A 16,986-nucleotide genomic window follows, 5' to 3' on the forward strand; every position below is an offset into this window, starting at 1 on the left:
GCTATACTGGTTCGTGCCGAAATCGATCTAGAACGGAATGCCGTATATGAAAATCAATCACGCGATTCTGCATATCCTGGACTTTGACTCTGCCGTCAACGTCATGAGCCAGCGCGAGCTCGATATCGAGAGCCGTACCGTGCGCAACTTTGTGACCACGCATCTGCGCCGCGCACGTACCTCGGCCGACAATAAACGCGCCACGTTTGCCGAGAACTCTGCGTTTGGCGGCGAGCTCAAGGGCTATTTCTTTGGCGAGCGCGAGTTCGTGGACCTGTCGCAGCAGATTGCGGAGTTTATCTCCTCCGAGCTCACCAAAGCCGAGAAAGCCGAGTCCACCGACGTGCTCGTGGCCGATTTTGACGACGATGAGGATGCCCGCTGGTTTGCCGTGATGCTGCTGGGCTCCAAGCAGGCTTTTATGCACGAAGTGGGCCGCGAGGAGGGAGAGGTGCGCAACGACATCGCGCGCCACTACGCCATTCTGCCGAACCCCTCGCAAAAGGTGCCGAGCTATGCCATCGTACGCGCGAGTACCATGGAGATTGGCTACGTGGACAAGAAGCGCAAGATTGCCGGCGAGGACCGTATGCTTATCCCCGATGGCCTGCTGCAGTGCGACACGGGCGTATCGGGCAAGGAGGTCATCGACACCGTGACGCGTGTGGTCGAGGAAGTCGCCGAGGAGCACGGCGCCAACACGGCCGTGGCGCTCGCCAAGGTTAAGGCCGCTGTGGCCGAGAAGGTCGAGGATGACGAGGAGCTTCCGCCCTGGGATATCGTCGATGAGGTCTTTGAGGACGAACCGGTCATCAAGGAAAGTGTGCGCGCGGCACTGACCGAGGAGAAGGTTCCCGAGCGCGTTCCCGTGGAGCGCAAGCAGGTCGAGCGCGCGGCGGTGCGCAATCATAAGATTCGTACCGATACGGGTATCGAGATCAGCTTCCCGGCCGAGATGGGTTCGAACTCCGAGTACATCGAGTTTGTCAACGAGCCCAACGGCCTCATCTCCATCGAGCTCAAGAATATCGGCAGCATCGAGAATCGATAAACTGCGCTTGGACGCTGCAGAAAAACAAAGGCCGAAGCCTCGGATGAGGGCTTCGGCCTTTTTACTTGGGGCTTAATTTCGCTACTGGTTGAGCATAAGTCAGCGAAAACGACCCAGAGCGAGCAAGGTGACGTGAAAGAGGAGGGCATTGACCTTCTGGTCATGCCCGACGATTGAACGTCAGATTGCCGCTCTGGGTCGTTTGCAGCGCCGACTAGTTACGCGGTTTGGTAAAACCGCGTAACCCTACAGTTGACGTAAGCCCTCTTCCAGGCCGGTCTTGCTGTCGGTCTGGGCGTCGCGCATCTTGATGACGCGGGCGGGGACACCGGCCACGACGGCGCCGGCGGGGACGTCCTCGACGCATACGGCGCCGGCGGCAACGACAGCACCCTTGCCCACGCGCACGCCCTCCAGGACCACGGCGTTGGCGCCAATCATGACATCATCCTCGATGATGACGGGCGTGGCGCTCGCGGGCTCAACGACGCCTGCCAGCACGGTACCGGCGCCGATGTGGCAGTTCTTGCCCACGGTGGCGCGGCCGCCCAGCACGGCGCCCATATCGATCATGGAGCCCTCGCCGATAACGGAGCCGATGTTGATGATGGCGCCCATCATGATGACAGCGCGGTCACCGATCTCGACGCGGTCGCGGATGATCGCGCCCGGCTCAATGCGGGCGTTTATGCCCTTAAGGTCGAGCATGGGCACGGCGGAGTTGCGGCAGTCGTTCTCCACATCGTAGTAATCGATGGAATCGGCATTGGCATCGAGGATGGCCTTGAGCTCATCCCAGTCGCCAAAGACGGTCTTGCCACGACGGCCGCCGTAGACGTGCGCATCGCCCCAGGCAACCTTCATGCCGGGCTTCTCGCGCACATACAGCTTGACAGGCGTCTTTTTAGGCGCGGTGGCGATGTAATTGATAATCTCCTGGGCATCCATCTCGGCTGCGTTGCTCATTTGCTATCTCTCCTTTGGGCGGATTCGGTTGATACCTGGTTAGGCAAACATGACCTGGTCGAACGTATAGAAGCCGGGTTCACGGGCGACGAGCTTTTGAGCGGCGGCCAGAGCGCCGTTGACAAAGATCTGGCGGCTCGTAGCGCGATGGCTAAGCGTGACCTCCTCGTCCTGGCCAAAGAAGCTCACCCCGTGTACGCCGGCGACGGTGCCGCCGCGCAGCGAGTGCATGCCGATTTCCTTGGGATCGCGAACGCCGCACATGCCCTCGCGACCGTAGACGGGATGATAGCCAGCCTCTGGCTCGGCCTCGACCACGGCGTCGAGTAGCAGCTTGGCGGTGCCGCTGGGAGCGTCGACCTTTTGGTTGTGGTGCGTCTCGACAATCTCGCAGTCAAAGCCGGGCAGCTCGCGTGTGGCCTGTGCTACCAGATGACGCAGGGCTGCGATACCGATGGAGTAATTGCCGGAGTGCATGACGCGGACGTTCTGACCAAGCTCGCGCAGGCGGTCCATCTGATCGGGTGTGTAGCCCGTGGTGCCCGAGACCAACGCGGCGCCTGTACGCTCGACATAGGCGACGACGGCATCGAAGGTCACGACGTTCGAGAAGTCGATGATGACGTCGGCTGCCGGGGCGCTCTCGAGCTCGGACAGGTCAAAACCGATCTGGGCCACGATATCAAAAACGGGCTGCCCGGAGGCGTCGGCAATGCCTTCGGCGGTAGTGCGGATGAGCGAGCCCATGCGGCCCGTTCCCATAATGACGGTCTTAATCAAGCAGACCAGCTCCCTTCAGAGCATCGGTAAGTGCGGAACGCGTGTCGTCTGCCATGGGGCACAGCGGCATGCGGTAGTTGGCTTCGATCATACCCATCTGGGCGAGTGCTTCCTTGACGGGGATGGGGTTGACCTCGCTAAAGAGGGCGTTGATGAGCGGCTGGCCGGCAATCTGGATATCGCGGGCGCGCTCCACGTCACCGTCCAGATAGGCGCGGCACATGTCGTGCACGAGCTGCGGCTGAATGTCTGCCCACACGCTGATGGTGCCCGAGGCGCCCAGGCTCATGAGCGGTACGGTAAGTGCGTCCTCGCCTGAGTACATGCGGAAGTCGTCGGACAGCAGGTGAGCGATCTTGGCCGCGTAGGCGACGTTGCCCGAGGCTTCCTTAATACCCATGATGTTGGGGTGCGCGGCCAAGCGCTCTACGTTGCGTTCGCTGATGCCGCAGCCGCAGCGGCCGGGGATGTTGTACAGGATGCAGGGGATATCTACGGCATCGGCAACGGTCTTAAAGTGCTGGTAGATGCCCTCTTCGTTGGACTTGTTGTAGTAGGGGGTAATGAGCAGCAGGCCGTCGGCGCCCAGGCCCTGATAGGTGAGCGACTTGGTGAGCATGGTCTGCGTGGAGTTGGAGCCCGAGCCGGCGATGACGGGGACACGGCCTGCAACCTGCTTGACCACCGCGGCGACAACGGAGTTGTCCTCGTCGTCGGTCATCGTGGCGCTCTCGCCGGTGGTGCCCAGGGTGAGGATGGCGTCGGTACCGTTTTGCAGGTGGAAATCGATAAGGCGCTCGAGCGCATCGAAGTCGACACTGCCGTCTTTTTTAAACGGCGTCACAAGGGCGACGATTGAGCCCTCGAGATTGCGGATGTCCATGTTCTTCTCCTTCGCTCTCGCGATTTGGATGCGCTTGTTCCATTGGGCGGCGACCGCCAGGCGCTCGTCCTGGGCACGATGGCGGGCACTTTCGGCGCGCGACTTGGCCAGCAGCTCGCGGCCGCACGGCAGCACGTCGAGCGTGGCAAAATAGTCGCTCGGGCGCTCGGCGCGGCGGATGAGGTCGGCCGAGCCGTCGGGGCGCAGCAGCACCTCGGCGGAGCGCAGACGGCCGTTGTAGTTGTAGCCCATGGAGTAACCATGCGCGCCGGTATCGTGGATCACGAGCAGGTCGCCCATGTCGATATGCGGCAACTCGCGATCAATGGCGAACTTGTCGTTGTTCTCGCACAGATTGCCCGTAATGTCGTACGTGTTTGTGACAGGCGCCGCGGTCTTGTCGGAGCCACCCGGCTGGCCCATCACCGTAATGTGGTGGTAGGCGCCATACATGGCAGGGCGGATCAGATCGACGGCGCTTGCGTCGACACCGATATAGTCCTTGTAGATTTGCTTCTCGTGGATGGCCTTGGTGACCAGGCAGCCGTAGGGGCCCATCATAAAGCGGCCCATCTCGGTGCAGATTGCCACATCGCCCATGCCGGCGGGAACCAGAATCTCATCGTATGCCGCGTGCACTCCCTCGCCGATGGCGTGAATGTCGTTGGCCTGCTGCTCGGGCAGATAGGGGATGCCGACGCCGCCGGACAGATTGATAAAGGCGACGTGTGCGCCGGTCTCGCGCTCCAGGCGCACGGCAAGCTCAAAGAGGATGCGCGCGAGCTTGGGGTAGTAGTCGTTGGTGACGGTGTTGCTGGCAAGGAATGCGTGGATGCCAAAGTTTTCGGCGCCCTTGGCCTTGAGCGTGCGAAAGGCCTCAAAGAGCTGCTCGGTGGTCATGCCGTACTTGGAGTCGCCGGGGTTATCCATGATGCCGTTGGAGAGCTGGAACAGGCCGCCCGGATTAAAGCGGCAGCTGACCGTCTTGGGGATGGGTCCCGCAACGCGCTCAAAGAACTCGATGTGGCTGATGTCGTCAAAGTTGACGATGGCACCCAGCTTGTCGGCGAGCTCAAAGTCCGCCGCCGGTGTGTCGTTGGACGAGAACATGATGTCGTGTCCGGTGATGCCCAACGAGCGGGCGATCATGAGCTCGGTATAGCTCGAGCAATCGCAGCCGCAGCCGTATTCGTTGAGAATGGAGATGAGCGCCGGGTTGGGGTTGGCCTTGACGGCAAAGTATTCCTTAAAGCCCGGGTTCCATGCAAAGGCGTCGCGCACCTCTTGCATGTTGCGGCGGATACCCGCCTCGTCGTATAGATGAAACGGCGTGGGGAACTGCTTGACGATATGCTCGAGCGTCTCCTTGTCCACAAACGGCTGCTTGGCCGCATATGCCTCGTTGGGGGTCAATGCCATGTCCCGTAAACCTCGCTATCCAGACGGCGCCATCTGCGCATCGAATCCGCATAGCGTGGACCCAATGTCCGGATAGCGCTCCCGCATTGCTGCAGACAGTCCTGCGGGTGTTTCCCGCAGGCCCACCAGGTTGTTCGTGCCTGAAAAACCCAGTTCGGCGGGTTTCGCCTCCCCGCGGGGTCAAAGCCTGCCGGCTCGCCCGCGGCTCTTCGTGCCCGCGCCTCTATCAAGTGGTAACGACCCTACCACGTTGCACTTTACCAAACAAGAGTATTCGTATATAACGTTTAAAAACTGCAGGGATATGCTAGAAACAAGGGCGTCACAATTTTGCATCACAATAGTGTGTGAATGGATATGCCCCCATGAAAGGATCCTTTATGACCGAGCTCCAAGAACTTCGTCGCTATCGTCGCGACCTGCATCGCATTCCGGAGCTCGATTTCGATCTTCCTCAAACCATAGCCTATATCGAGGGCGTACTCGCCTCGCTTGCCTGTGAAGTGATCCATCCGTGTCCCAGCTGCGTCTGTGCTTTCTTCGACGCTGGCACGGGCACCGCGCATGCCACGGCGATTCGCGCCGATATGGACGCGCTGCCTATCGCGGAGGCGACGGGTGCGGCCTTTGCCTCGACGCATCCCGGAAAGATGCACGCTTGCGGACACGATGGACACATGGCCATGGCACTTGCGGCGGCGACCTTTGTCGATCGCACGATTCGTGAACAGCCGGGTGCCATTAGGCGCAACGTGCTCTTTGTGTTCCAGCCTGCCGAGGAGACGACCGGTGGCGCCAAGACGGTGTGTGAGAGCGGCGTATTCGAGCGCTACGGGGCGGATCGCATCTTTGGCTTCCACGTATGGCCCGACCTGCCTGCGAAAACGTTGGCGAGCTGTTCCGGTCCGCTGCTGGCGCGCTCAAGCGAGACGCACATTCATATCCATGGCGCGAGCATCCATATCGCCAAGACCTACGGCGTTCCGGTCGAGGAATCGCATGATGCCGCGCTGGCAGCGGCCAAGTTCTTGGTTTCCGAGCGCGCGCTCATGGACGAGTTGGGTGCCGACGAGCCCTGCATTGGTAAGTTCGGCCTGCTGCAGGCCGGCACCGTCTGCAATGCGGTGGCGGGGGAGGCCCATGTGGCTGGCAGCCTGCGCGTGTTTACGGACGGTATGTTCGACCGTGCGCGCGAGGGCGTGCGCCGCGTGTTGGACGAGGCCTGCGCCGCAACAGGCTGTACGTACGATCTCGACTTTGCCGAGGGCTATCCGCCGGTCGATAACGACCCCGAGCTGTTCGCCCACATTGCGCCTGCCTTGTCCGAGTTGCAACTTGTGGACGAGCCGCTGCTAATCGCCGAGGATTTCGCGTTCTATCAGCGTCATCTGCCGGGCGTATTCTTCTTGCTGGGCACGGGCGTGCCGGAGGGTCAAGAAAACCCGAGCGATTCGGATGGCTGTCCCACCTATGCCATGAGCGCTCTGCATACTGATACCATGCTCTTTGACGAGGAAATCCTACTCAAAGGCCTCGATGTCTACAAACGATTGCTTGACTTGGAGTGACGATGGAGCGACGCCGACAATCTGCCGTTTATAGTCCCGGTGGGTGTGGATGCGGCTTGTTGCTGCTTCCGGTTATTGCTGTGAGCATTGGCGTGATGTTTGCGCTTGCCGGACTGGCCGCGGCAGCGCTTGTGCTGTTGATTGTGGCCATTGGCGTGACGATTTGGCTCTGCCGCAATCGCGAGCGACGCCGTGCCGACGGTAAAACCAATGTCGGCTGGGTCGTATTCCTGGTCATTGCGTACCCGCTGAGTGTCAGCTACCTGGTGTTCTTCGTCCTGTTGATGATCAGTGCCTTTACCGGGGAATCCGTCACGGTGGGTTGATGCGCTGCCAGCAGACGGTCGCGCAAAATGCGTTTGCTCGGCGTTTGGATAACTGCATTGGCCGTTTACCGCAACCTTAGCCCTCAGCTAATGAATTCAAATTCAATCCTTCCTACGATGTGCTGTGTGCCGGCGCGGTAGCCGGATCGTAGGAAGGATGCATAATGAAAAAGCTCGAAAACGATGCGCTGCTGAGCCGTCGCGCTGCACTTGGCGCATTCGCCACTGTTGCCTTGGGGACTGCCAGTCTTCTTGCCGGTTGCGGTAGCGATAAGGCGACCGTCGCCGAGGATGCCGGCGATGGCGTCAAGAAGGAAGAGACGAAGAAGGAAGAACAGCCTACGACTGACCTGGCTGTTGGCACGACGGTGACCACGACTGCTGGCCTTTCCGTCGTCGTCGATTCCGTTCAGCCCGGCCTCACAAATTATGACGGTTCGACCATGACGGGCATTCACGTCACGTACGTCAACAATGGCGATGAGGGCGCAGATTACAATATCTACGACTGGAAGGGCGAGGACGCCAACGGTGCGCAGCAGAACCAGGGTTATTACAGCGAGGGTTCCGATGAGCTGCAGTCTGGTACCCTTGCCGCCGGTGGCTCCGTGGCGGGCAATATCTACTTTGATGGTGACATCAAGAAGGCTCTCTATTTTGCCAACGTGTTTGATAAGTCTGCCGCTGCAAGCTGGGTGCTGGCCTAACATGTCGCTACCGTTGCGCCGTATGGGAGGTGAGGCCGCGTGCCCGATAAAAAGCTGACGGACGAGTTGCTCAACGAGCTTCTTGATGCGCCGAGTATCGATGGCTATATCAAGAAGCACGACTTTGCCGCCCCGTCGCTTTCGGATTACTTAAAGCAGTTGCTGCAAGAGAAGGGGCTCGAGCGTTCGCGCGTGGTGCGTATGGCCGACCTCAACGAGACCTTTGGCTATCAGATCTTTACCGGCTCGCGCAATCCGAGCCGCAATAAGGTGCTGCAGATTGCCTTTGCAATGGCGCTGTCGATGAAAGAGACCAACCGCGCCCTGACGGCTGCCGGAGTGAGCGTCCTCAACTGCAAGGACCGTCGCGATGCAATCATTATCTTTTGCATCGACCGTGGCTGTAGCCTCCAAAAGGTCAATGAAGAACTGTATCGCTTTGGCGAGGAAACTGTGAGTTAGTGGCCGATGGCTGAGTCGGTTGTGTCACCAGAACAACCATGCAAACGAACGGGGTGCGGACAACATGGGGTGTCCGCACCCTGCGTTATGATGAACGCTATGGATACTCAGAGCCCAACATATTCCGATGACGAGCTGACTGCTTCGCTTGTCGAGCATTTGGCGTCGCTCGACCGCGATGACAGCTATCGTGTGGAGCGCGTGCTCAAGCTCTCGGATGTCGAGACGACCGAACTCGTCTATTTTGAGGGCTCTGGTGGCGGGTCTCTCGGCCCCTTTGTCCGCAAGCGCATCGATGCTTCGGTGCAGATTGGCGGAGCTTATGAGCGCCTGTTTGCGGCCCAGCGCGCCGGTCGTCGTTTTGAGCACTTGCCCCGAATCGTCGATTGCCGCCGTGTGGGCGACGAGCTCGACGTGGTGATGGAGTATGTCGAAGGCGAGACACTCGAGGCGTTGGTGGGACGCTTGGGGGCGACGCCCGATTATGCCCGCGGGCTGTATCCCGTTTTGTGTGAAGCGGTGGGCGAGCTGCATGCTGGTTTTGCAGCTGCGGGGGAGCCGGAGGTACCGGTAATCCACCGCGACCTTAAACCCTCGAACATCATTGTATCGGGCGTGAGGTATGCGGCCGATGCCGGCATGACCTTTTCCTCGCTGGTGATTATCGACCTGGGAATCGCGCGCGTTTGGCGCGATGGCGCCGATGCCGACACCGTCAAATTTGGCACGCGTTCTTATGCGCCGCCCGAGCAGTTTGGGTTTGGGCAGACGAGCGTCCGGAGCGATATTTACGCGCTTGGCGCGCTGCTGTTCTTTTGCCTGACGGGAACTGACCCCAAACCGGGGCGGGACATACGTGAGCAATGCGAGTCGCACGGTATGCCAACCCCGCTTGCCGATGCGGTTTGCATGGCGATGGCGCTCGATCCGGCTAAGCGCTTTGCGAGCGCAAAGGCGCTGGGGCATGCTGCGCGTGCGGCGTATGAGCTATGTCTCCCTGCACCGTCGCCCGCGACCTTTTCTGCTGTCAGTGTGCCCCGGGTCGTGGCGTCGCAGGTGCAGCGGGTACAGCAGCCGGTTGCCCTCACGCTTCCGGCTTCTGCAAACCGGCGTTCGATCGTCTCCCCCGTGACGTCCAAATGCGCGCGTCTGCTCTCGCGTATCCCCGAGCCCGTGGGGCGCATATGGAACGGATGCGTCTATGCGACAACATTGTTGCTGCTGATGGGCAGCCATTTTGCGGTATTTACGCCGACGGGCGAAAACAGAAACTATCCAACGTGGTTTTTGGCACTTGAGTATTTCTTTATGGTCGATGGCTTGGTGCTGCTTATTACGTTTGGCATGCTCGACCGCCGCAGGCTTCGGCGTCGCTTTCCCGTGCTCGATCGGTATCGGGGGAGTGCTTTTGTCGAACTATGGTTCAAGGCGCTCGGGTTTATGTTTGCCGTCATGTGCGTCGTCGTTGTTATCGGCAATGCGACCGGTGTCGTCTCTTAGATAATCGAAAAGGGGCCCCGCTTGGGGCCCCTTTGCAGTTGCACTTAAATACGGTTCATTTGATTGGCGACCTTGTTGTACCAGTCCTGCCACGTGGGCGGGCAGTACTTCTTGGCGGCTGCCGGGGTAAGCGTGGAGCCATAGTTGGCGCCCAGGTAAGCAACGTGGGCGGAGACAGCCTCGCTCCAGCTGCCAAAGCTACGCCAGCCACCGCCGCGGGCACTCCAGCCCCAGGCGTTATAGGAGCCGGCGCAATAGAGGCCCTTACTGCTCTCGATGCAGGCGATAGCGGGGGACCAACGGGGATCGACGCCGGTGTTCCAGGCGGCGACGGCAAAGTTATAGCCCTGGCCTGCCATAGGGGAGCCGGCGAGGTAGTTGTCGATGCGGCTCGTCCACTCGTTAATAAACGAGTCGTAATCGGAATTGCCGCTGTTGGAGTTGTTCACCGTGGTGTCGATGGTGGTGTTGGAGTTGGTGGCCTGACTGCTGGAGTTATTGCCACTCACGCCGGTACCCGAGATCTTCTCGGCGGCAGCAGCTTTGTCGGCCTCGAGCTTAGCCAGTTCGGCGGCATTTTCCTGCTCAGCCTTTGCCTGCGCCTCGCTGCGGAGCTGCTGTGCCTGGGCTAGCGCGTCCTCGGCATTCTTTTGCTCGCCCTCGAGCTGAGACTTGGCCTGATCGAGCTCGGTTTTGTTCTGCTCGAGCTCGGTTTGCATCTTGTTAAGCTCTTCGATCTCGTCGACGCTCGAGCTCGTAATCTGGTTGGTGTATTTGCAGGTGGTGATAAAGTCACCCAAGCTCTGCGTGTTTACCAGGAAGCTCACGATGGGGCTGGTGCCCTTCTGGTACTTATACAGATCGCGCATGGCGGAGCTTGCCTTGGCCTGCTGCTCGGGTAGCTCGGCCTCAATCTTATCGATGTTCGCCTCATTGGAGTCGATCTGCTTTTGCAGATCCTCGAGCTTGGTTCGAGCGTCGTTGTAGGCGCTCGTAGCGTCCTCGATTTTTTTCTGGGCGGCGGAAAGCTGATCCTGCGTTGCCTGCGAGGCGGCATAGGCCGCGACGGGGGAGAGCATCGGCGTGGCCGTCAGCGCGACGGCGAGCGCGGCGCTCGTGATGATACGAGCCGGCTTCGACGCGATGAGCGCTGCGGTGCGATGATTCGAATGCTGCATCCAGTCCCTCTGCAATCAATCGTAGGTTATTGGTCGAGCTGTATTCTACTACTGCTTTCGACCTCAACTTGAACCTTAAAGGTTCTAAAGGGTCAAGTTGAACTTGAGGCTTTGGCTTTGACCTGCAGTTATAGTGAATTGTTGAGAAACCATAGAGTTCAACTTTAACGTTACGGAACCCTGTCCGAGAGGGTTTTTGTTTATCAAAAGTCGCCTCACGTGGGGAAAGATGCAATCGGCGGCAAGAAATGAGACTTGGCGACGTCAATGCCCGGCATGGGTGTCGGGGGAGTTGCCAGGCTGTTTCGCCTCGTTTGCCATAGATACGGTGGAGCTTTGGGTGCCGGCGGCTCGGCACGCTAGAATAAATCAGTTGCACAAAGACCGCCCGTCGTGTGGGCAGTTCATGATAGGAAGTTTCCATGGCATTGCAGTTTACAGAGCGCGAGTTTATTCCCGTGCTGCTCGGCGGCGACATCAACGCGTATTCGGTGGCGCGCGCCTTCTACGAGGAGTATCAGGTCAAGAGCCTGGTCTTTGGCAAGTATCAGACGGGCCCTGCGTATCGCAGCCAGATTATCGACTACACGCCTAACGTGGATATCGACACTATGCCCGTGATGCTTAAGACCGTCAACGGTATCGCTCGGGCACATGCCGACAAGACGATTGTCCTGATGGGCTGCGGCGATAACTATGTTGCCCTGGTGGCTCAGGCCAAGGATGCCAACGAGCTGGCGGATAACATCGTTGCGCCTTACGCGCCCTATAGCATGCTTGAGCAGTGCCAGAAGAAGGAGATCTTCTACGAGCTGTGCGAGAAGCACGGTGTGCCCTATCCGCATACGTTTACCTTTACTGCGCAGATGCTCAACGCGCAAGGAGAGGCGCCTGCCGAGGTGCTCGACCAGATTGACTTCCCCTACCCGATGATCCTGAAGCCTTCCGACGGCATCATGTGGTGGCAGCATGAGTTCGAGGGTCAGAAGAAGGCTTATGAGATTGCCGACCGCGCCGAGCTGGAGCAGGTTATCCGCGATTCCTATGCCAGTGGCTACACCGATGACCTGATTTTGCAGGATCGCGTGCCCGGCAACGACGAGTACATGCGTGTGCTTACCAGCTATTCCGATCGCAACGGCAAGGTTCGCATGATGTGCTTGGGTCACGTGCTGCTCGAGGAGCATCAGCCCCATGGCGTCGGTAATCACGCCTGCATCATCACCGAGCCCAATGATGAGCTTATGAGTGGCGTGCGCAAGCTGCTCGAGGACCTTCACTTTGTGGGTTATTCCAACTTTGACGTCAAGTATGACGAGCGCGATGGCTCGTTTAAGTTCTTTGACTTCAACACCCGTCAGGGCCGCAGCAACTACTACGTAACCAACAGCGGCTTTAACGTTGCCAAGTACGTGGTGGACGAGTATGTGTTCAATCGCCCGTTTGAGCCGGAGTTTGTGACGGCGCAGGACGAGGCGCTGTGGATGGTCGTTCCCATGGGCGTCGTCGACAAGTACGTCAAGGCTCCCGAGCTGCGCGCGAAGGTACATCGTCTTGCCAAGGAGGGCAAGGGCGCCGATCCCTCGTTTATGAAGGGAGACTTTGTCTTTAACCGCTGGTTGCGCATGTGGCACACCAAGCTGCGTCACTATAAGCTGTTCAAGACGTATTACAAGTAGACGAGCGTGGCGCCCGTCCGGTATGTATCGGGCGGGCGCGGGTATGATACGCGCAATTGCGTGGGCGTCACCAAGGAGGCGGCGATGGAAAAGCTGGGAGTTATCGGCGGCATGGGCGCCGAGGCCACGTCGTATTACTACGACCAGGTAGTACGCCATACGGCGGCTACGTGCGACCAGGAGCATATCGACATGGTGGTGCTTTCCAAGTCGACCATGCCCGACCGCACGCTGGCCATCAAGACCGGTGAGCATACCGAGCTGCTGGCGACCATGAAGGAGTGTGCCCAGGCACTCGAGTCGCTGGGCTGCGCGCACATAGCGATTCCCTGCAACACGTCACACTACTTCTACGACCAGATCCAGTCGTTTACGAAGGTGCCGATTATCCACATGCCGCGCGAGTCGGTGCGCTATGCTCTGGCCGGCGCGGTGATGGGGGAGTGCGAGTTCGATCCAAACCTGAGCATGCCGGCCGAGCCGGTGCGCAAGATCGGCATCATGGGCACCGACGGTACCGTGGGCGCAGGCGTCTATGGGCGCGAATGCGGGACCGCGGGCGTTGAGGTCGTCTATCCCAGCGAAAAACGTCAGGCCGACGTGATGTCGCTCATCTACGACGATGTGAAGGCCGGGCGCGAGCCCGATATGGATAAGTTCGACCGCGTGATGTGGGAGTTCGCCCGTAGCGGCTGCGACCGCGTCATCCTGGCCTGCACGGAGCTTTCGGTGTTGCAGAAGTATCGCGAGATGCCCGAGATCACCCTCGATGCGATGGATGTCCTGGTGCGCGAGTCCATCATCCGCAGCGGCGTCCCCTACCGCCTCTAGCTTCCGACCGGGACTGCGGACGATTTCTTGGACCGCTACGCGGCCCTTCCCAGCGCGGCGCGGAACTCGGCCGGCGTGCGGCCGCCGAGCGCATCGCTGCGCCTCTCCGTATTGTAGCGGCCGATCCAGGCCCCGAGCTCCTCGATGAAGCGGGCGGGGGCCCAGCCCGACCAGTCCCTGCCGTGCCAGAACTCCCTCTTGAGCAGGCCGAAGAAGCCCTCCATCGCGGCGTTGTCCGGGCTGCAGCCCTTGGCGGACATGCTCCTGGTGAGGTCGTTGTCCTCGCAGATCGAGATCCAGCCGGGCCAGCGGTAGTGGCCGCCGCGGTCGGAGTGGATGACGGGGCGCTCGCCGGGCGCCAGCCGGGCGCAGGCGTCCTCGAGCGTCGAGTTGGCGAGCGCGGCGTCCGGTCTCTCGCCGGCCCTCCACGCCACGACCGAGGAGTCGAAGCAGTCCCTGATGGCCGACAGGTAGACCTTCCTGCCGGAGGGCAGCCTGAACTCGGTGATGTCGGTGAGCCACAGGAAGTTCGGCAGGGCCGAGCGGAAGTCGCGGCGCACGAGGTTCGGCGGGGCCGGCGTCGGCTCGCCCGCATAGGAGCTGTAGGGCCTCCTCTTCCTCCTCATCCACCTGGGGACCAGGCCCTCCTCGCGCATGATGCGGAGGACGACCTTCTCCGAGGCGCGCACGGGCTCGTCGAGCTCGCGCAGGCGCGCCGTCATGTTAGCGTCAATATAATTTTCACCATTTTCACCAACGTATTTTCGCCAATCGCGCCAACGCGGATGTGCCGGATTCGCCAACGCGGATGCGCCGCTTTCGGCGTCTAGGCGCCCTCCTCCTTCCCGTCCTCACCGCCGATGGATACGTCCTTCAGGCGGTACGACCGTCCCGTTATCTTGATCATCGCGCAATGGTGGCAAAGCCTGTCGGCCACCGCCGAGGCCGTGACGTTGCTGCCGAACACGTCGCCCCACCTGCCCACCGGCACGTTGGTCGTGACGATGGTCGACCGCTTGAGCGCGTAGCGCCTGTTGACCAGCTGGAACAGCAGGTCGGCACCCTCCTTGCCGATGTCGAGGTAGCCGAGCTCGTCTATTATCAGCAGGCTGCAGTGCTCGTAGAACCGCATCCTGCGCGCCAGCGCCTCCTTCGCCGAGGCGTGCTTGAGGTCCTCGACCAGCCTCGAGCAGTCGGCGAAGTACACCTGCTTGCGGGCCATCACCGCCTCGTGGCCTATGGCTATCGACAGGTGGGTCTTGCCGACGCCCGGGCTGCCGACGAGCACGACGTTGTCGCCGCGGTCGATGAACTCGAGCGTGGCCAGCTGCTCGACCAGCCCGCGCGGCACGCTCGGCTGGAAGCCCCAGTCGAAGTCGGCCAGCGTCTTTATGTAGGGGAAGTTGGCCATCCTCGTGCGGCGCTCGTCGTCGGCGCGCCGCTTGAGGGCTATCTGGGCGTCGGTGAGCTCGAGCATGGCTTCGACCAGGCCCTTCCTCCCGTCGGCGACGAGCCTGACGTACTCGGGCACCGACGACGCCATGCCCTCGAGCCCCAGCTCCTCGAGGTTGGCCGCCAGGCGGTTGAGGGGGCTGGCCTGCACGGCGGCGCTCACAGCGAGCCCCCTATCGAGTCGAGCAGGCCGAGGTTGGCCGCGGCGGCCGCCTCGATGTCGCCGGCGGCGTCGCCGAACCACCGCTTGCCGGCCATGGCCTCGGCGTAGTGCGCCGGGTCGTAGGCCGGCCCGCCCGCCACGTGCGTGGCCACCAGCTCGCCGCCGACGTAGCAGTCCATCGCGCCGCCGGGCATGCAGACGATGCGGGCGGGCCTGCCGATGCAGCGCCCGGGCACCGACATGGGCTCGCCGTGCGCGCTCACCAGCATCGTGGCCGGCACCCTGGCCACGCGCACCACGTCGCCCATCGCCTCCTCGAGGGCGCGCAGGTTGCCGACGGGCAGCAGCGCGTCCTTCTCCTCCATGAACAGCGCGGAGGGCGGCAGCCCCGTGGTCTCGTTGGGCTCGGAGTTGCTGGCGTCCTCGATCCGCGCGACGATCTCGTCGATGTCGTCCCAGCCGTCGAAGTCGCCCTGGTAGGCCATGAGCCGCGACAGGAAGCGGTTCGACGACTCGACCTTGCCCTTCGTCTGGGGGCTGCGCGGGCGGCACAGCTTCAGCTCGAAGCCGGCGGCCTTGGCGAACTCGTATGCGCGCTGGACCTTGAGGCGCCTGCCGCCCTTGACCGTCACCAGGGCGGACATGTTGTCCGTGACCCACTCGCGCGGCACGCCGCCGAGCCTCGCGATCGTGGCGTACATGCACCTGACCAGGTCGTCGGTCGTCCTGGTCCTCGACCGGATGAATATGTGCCTGCGGGAATGGCCCAGCGTCGCCGCGAACACGTTGAACTCGAACAGCTCTCCGTCGCGGTTCGCCATCTTGACGGACTCCTTCCAGTCGAACTGCAGCTGCAGTCCGGGCGGCGTCTCGAAGCGCGGGTGCGGCTCCGGGCCGCCGGAGGCCCCGACGGCGATGCCGTTCTTGCGCATGAACTGGGTGAAGGCGTTGTAGCCGGCCAGGTCCTCGCCGGGATACCTGTGCAGCAGCCACTCGTGGATGCCCTTCTTGGTGACTCCCGGCAGCTGCGCCTTGGCGGCCACCTCCTCGATGTGCGCGTCGAACGAGCCCGCCCTGTCGCCGCGCCCGTCGTGGGGCCGCCCGCCCTCGGCCCTCCAGTACGACGCCACGGTGTGCCTGTCCTTGCCGTAGCGCTTCGCTATGTCGCTGAAGTTGGGCTTTATGCCCGCTTCCCTGTACATGTCCAACTCTCCGATCAGGTTCTTCTCCGCCACGGCCCGCTCCTCCCGAAAGCATCGTTCGCTTGTCGATCGAAGCGTAAGCCCCGGCGTTGGTGGAAATGGTGAAAATGCGTTGGCGCAAATGGCGGGATTGCGTTGGCGTGATTGGTTGTTGAGCGTTGGTCAAAATGGTTGTTTTTACAGTAGCGCTAACACGTCACGAAGCGGTACCCCCGCGCCCCCTCACCGTCCTCGGTGAAGATCCTGCGCACGAGCGCGCGCAGGGGCGCGAGCCGGTCGGGCCTCGCGATCGCGCGGCGCTGGTACTCATAGGAGCTCTTTGATATCCCCAAGGAACTCGTGAGTTCTCTCAAGGACCACTTCCCGCACGGCCTCAGGCGGTCTATCACCAGGGTCTTCTCCCTGTTCGACATCCCGTCGAGGCTCGCGGCTTTTAAAACGTCGTTCACCGCCCTGAGGACGGCGTTCTCCAGGACGAGGCGCTCTATCAGGGCGTCCTTGTCGTCCGGGTCGATGTCGGGGTACACCGGACCGTCCCCGACGACCTTCGGCAGATCCATCTTCGCGACCGCCCTCCCGACGGTTCCGCCCGCGGCCCCGGCCCTCGTCCAGCGCGCGACGGCGCTCTTGCTCGGCCCGTCGAGCTCCCGGGCTATCTCCCTGCACGAGAGCCCGGAGCGGCGTAGCTCCCCGGCCCTCTCCACTACGGCTCTACTGTATGTCATGCGGACTCCAAACCGGACCTGATGGTCCAACTTTTTGTCCGCAGTCCCACCCGTCAAAAAGGGACAGGTTAATTTTGGTAGGTTTTATCTGGTG

The 16,986-nt window shown here is 61.2% G+C and carries 16 protein-coding genes and 1 riboswitch; of the genes, 8 read left to right on the plus strand and 8 right to left on the minus strand.

The window, feature by feature from the left end; translation table 11 throughout:
- The first annotated feature begins 46 nt into the window (after nucleotides 1-46).
- Nucleotides 47-1,051, plus strand: coding sequence for a nucleoid-associated protein (locus tag DWV43_RS03765; protein ID WP_022094136.1), 1,005 nt, complete (start codon nucleotides 47-49; stop codon nucleotides 1,049-1,051).
- Between the two features lie 246 nt (nucleotides 1,052-1,297).
- Here the strand turns inward: DWV43_RS03765 and dapD are convergent, their stop codons facing one another.
- Genes dapD through dapA form a run of 3 tightly spaced genes read right to left on the minus strand, consistent with a single transcriptional unit; the run spans nucleotide 1,298 to nucleotide 5,099 of the window.
- Nucleotides 1,298-2,017, minus strand: coding sequence for a 2,3,4,5-tetrahydropyridine-2,6-dicarboxylate N-acetyltransferase (gene dapD / locus DWV43_RS03770; RefSeq protein WP_117817182.1), 720 nt, complete (start codon nucleotides 2,015-2,017; stop codon nucleotides 1,298-1,300).
- Between the two features lie 39 nt (nucleotides 2,018-2,056).
- The gene (gene dapB / locus DWV43_RS03775; protein ID WP_199569359.1) at nucleotides 2,057-2,797 is read right to left on the minus strand and encodes a 4-hydroxy-tetrahydrodipicolinate reductase; all 741 of its coding nucleotides are present in this window, start codon (nucleotides 2,795-2,797) and stop codon (nucleotides 2,057-2,059) included.
- Nucleotides 2,790-5,099: a 4-hydroxy-tetrahydrodipicolinate synthase gene (gene dapA / locus DWV43_RS10315; RefSeq protein WP_117817183.1), complete on the minus strand. Its 2,310-nt coding sequence runs from the start codon at nucleotides 5,097-5,099 to the stop codon at nucleotides 2,790-2,792. The genes dapB and dapA overlap by 8 nt, the downstream gene beginning before the upstream one ends.
- 65 nt (nucleotides 5,100-5,164) lie before the next feature.
- Nucleotides 5,165-5,333: riboswitch (Lysine riboswitch) on the minus strand.
- A gap of 146 nt (nucleotides 5,334-5,479) precedes the next feature.
- Between dapA and DWV43_RS03785 the strand changes: the two genes are divergently transcribed.
- The 5 genes from DWV43_RS03785 to DWV43_RS03805 all read left to right on the plus strand — a co-directional run bounded on the left by DWV43_RS03785 (nucleotide 5,480) and on the right by DWV43_RS03805 (nucleotide 9,662).
- On the plus strand, nucleotides 5,480-6,667 hold the full coding sequence (locus DWV43_RS03785; RefSeq protein WP_117817184.1) for an amidohydrolase: 1,188 nt from the start codon (nucleotides 5,480-5,482) through the stop codon (nucleotides 6,665-6,667).
- Between the two features lie 56 nt (nucleotides 6,668-6,723).
- Nucleotides 6,724-6,993, plus strand: a complete 270-nt coding sequence (locus tag DWV43_RS03790; RefSeq protein WP_117817185.1) for a hypothetical protein — start codon at nucleotides 6,724-6,726, stop codon at nucleotides 6,991-6,993.
- Nucleotides 6,994-7,157: 164 nt separating this feature from the next.
- On the plus strand, nucleotides 7,158-7,700 hold the full coding sequence (locus DWV43_RS03795) for a DUF4352 domain-containing protein (protein ID WP_117817186.1): 543 nt from the start codon (nucleotides 7,158-7,160) through the stop codon (nucleotides 7,698-7,700).
- A 39-nt stretch (nucleotides 7,701-7,739) separates the two neighbouring features.
- The gene (locus DWV43_RS03800; RefSeq protein ID WP_117817187.1) at nucleotides 7,740-8,162 is read left to right on the plus strand and encodes an XRE family transcriptional regulator; all 423 of its coding nucleotides are present in this window, start codon (nucleotides 7,740-7,742) and stop codon (nucleotides 8,160-8,162) included.
- 99 nt (nucleotides 8,163-8,261) lie between these two features.
- Nucleotides 8,262-9,662: a protein kinase gene (locus tag DWV43_RS03805; protein WP_158569822.1), complete on the plus strand. Its 1,401-nt coding sequence runs from the start codon at nucleotides 8,262-8,264 to the stop codon at nucleotides 9,660-9,662.
- 44 nt (nucleotides 9,663-9,706) lie between these two features.
- Here the strand turns inward: DWV43_RS03805 and DWV43_RS03810 are convergent, their stop codons facing one another.
- Complete coding sequence (locus DWV43_RS03810; protein ID WP_117817189.1) at nucleotides 9,707-10,840, minus strand: glucosaminidase domain-containing protein; 1,134 nt, start codon at nucleotides 10,838-10,840, stop codon at nucleotides 9,707-9,709.
- A 422-nt stretch (nucleotides 10,841-11,262) separates the two neighbouring features.
- On the opposite strand from DWV43_RS03810, the gene DWV43_RS03815 reads away from it, so the two are divergent.
- The gene (locus tag DWV43_RS03815; RefSeq protein ID WP_117817190.1) at nucleotides 11,263-12,519 is read left to right on the plus strand and encodes an ATP-grasp domain-containing protein; all 1,257 of its coding nucleotides are present in this window, start codon (nucleotides 11,263-11,265) and stop codon (nucleotides 12,517-12,519) included.
- Nucleotides 12,520-12,603: 84 nt separating this feature from the next.
- Complete coding sequence (locus tag DWV43_RS03820) at nucleotides 12,604-13,350, plus strand: aspartate/glutamate racemase family protein (RefSeq protein WP_233539200.1); 747 nt, start codon at nucleotides 12,604-12,606, stop codon at nucleotides 13,348-13,350.
- Nucleotides 13,351-13,385: 35 nt separating this feature from the next.
- Here the strand turns inward: DWV43_RS03820 and DWV43_RS03825 are convergent, their stop codons facing one another.
- The 4 genes from DWV43_RS03825 to DWV43_RS03840 form a co-directional block, all read right to left on the minus strand.
- The gene (locus tag DWV43_RS03825; RefSeq protein ID WP_117856207.1) at nucleotides 13,386-14,072 is read right to left on the minus strand and encodes an IS3 family transposase; all 687 of its coding nucleotides are present in this window, start codon (nucleotides 14,070-14,072) and stop codon (nucleotides 13,386-13,388) included.
- Between the two features lie 104 nt (nucleotides 14,073-14,176).
- The gene (gene istB / locus DWV43_RS03830; RefSeq protein ID WP_117856208.1) at nucleotides 14,177-14,965 is read right to left on the minus strand and encodes an IS21-like element helper ATPase IstB; all 789 of its coding nucleotides are present in this window, start codon (nucleotides 14,963-14,965) and stop codon (nucleotides 14,177-14,179) included.
- Nucleotides 14,962-16,200: an IS21 family transposase gene (istA, locus tag DWV43_RS03835; protein WP_117856209.1), complete on the minus strand. Its 1,239-nt coding sequence runs from the start codon at nucleotides 16,198-16,200 to the stop codon at nucleotides 14,962-14,964. Before istA ends, istB begins: the two co-directional genes overlap by 4 nt.
- A gap of 155 nt (nucleotides 16,201-16,355) precedes the next feature.
- Nucleotides 16,356-16,892, minus strand: coding sequence for a hypothetical protein (locus DWV43_RS03840; RefSeq protein ID WP_117817819.1), 537 nt, complete (start codon nucleotides 16,890-16,892; stop codon nucleotides 16,356-16,358).
- Nucleotides 16,893-16,986 lie beyond the last annotated feature (94 nt).

Origin of the sequence: Collinsella sp. AF05-9 (genome assembly GCF_003465595.1) — a bacterium.
Classification (GTDB): Bacteria; Actinomycetota; Coriobacteriia; order Coriobacteriales; family Coriobacteriaceae; genus Collinsella.

What these genes read in the sequence shown, in the direction of transcription:
- DWV43_RS03785 (WP_117817184.1), top strand. Translation starts at nt 5,480, where the DNA reads ATGACCGAGCTCCAAGAACTTCGTCGCTATCGTCGCGACCTGCATCGC.
- DWV43_RS03795 (WP_117817186.1), top strand. Translation starts at nt 7,158, where the DNA reads ATGAAAAAGCTCGAAAACGATGCGCTGCTGAGCCGTCGCGCTGCACTT.
- dapA (WP_117817183.1), bottom strand. Translation starts at nt 5,099, where the DNA reads ATGGCATTGACCCCCAACGAGGCATATGCGGCCAAGCAGCCGTTTGTG.
- DWV43_RS03825 (WP_117856207.1), bottom strand. Translation starts at nt 14,072, where the DNA reads ATGACGGCGCGCCTGCGCGAGCTCGACGAGCCCGTGCGCGCCTCGGAG.
- dapD (WP_117817182.1), bottom strand. Translation starts at nt 2,017, where the DNA reads ATGAGCAACGCAGCCGAGATGGATGCCCAGGAGATTATCAATTACATC.
- DWV43_RS03840 (WP_117817819.1), bottom strand. Translation starts at nt 16,892, where the DNA reads ATGACATACAGTAGAGCCGTAGTGGAGAGGGCCGGGGAGCTACGCCGC.
- DWV43_RS03765 (WP_022094136.1), top strand. Translation starts at nt 47, where the DNA reads ATGAAAATCAATCACGCGATTCTGCATATCCTGGACTTTGACTCTGCC.
- DWV43_RS03810 (WP_117817189.1), bottom strand. Translation starts at nt 10,840, where the DNA reads ATGCAGCATTCGAATCATCGCACCGCAGCGCTCATCGCGTCGAAGCCG.
- DWV43_RS03820 (WP_233539200.1), top strand. Translation starts at nt 12,604, where the DNA reads ATGGAAAAGCTGGGAGTTATCGGCGGCATGGGCGCCGAGGCCACGTCG.
- DWV43_RS03815 (WP_117817190.1), top strand. Translation starts at nt 11,263, where the DNA reads ATGGCATTGCAGTTTACAGAGCGCGAGTTTATTCCCGTGCTGCTCGGC.
- DWV43_RS03805 (WP_158569822.1), top strand. Translation starts at nt 8,262, where the DNA reads ATGGATACTCAGAGCCCAACATATTCCGATGACGAGCTGACTGCTTCG.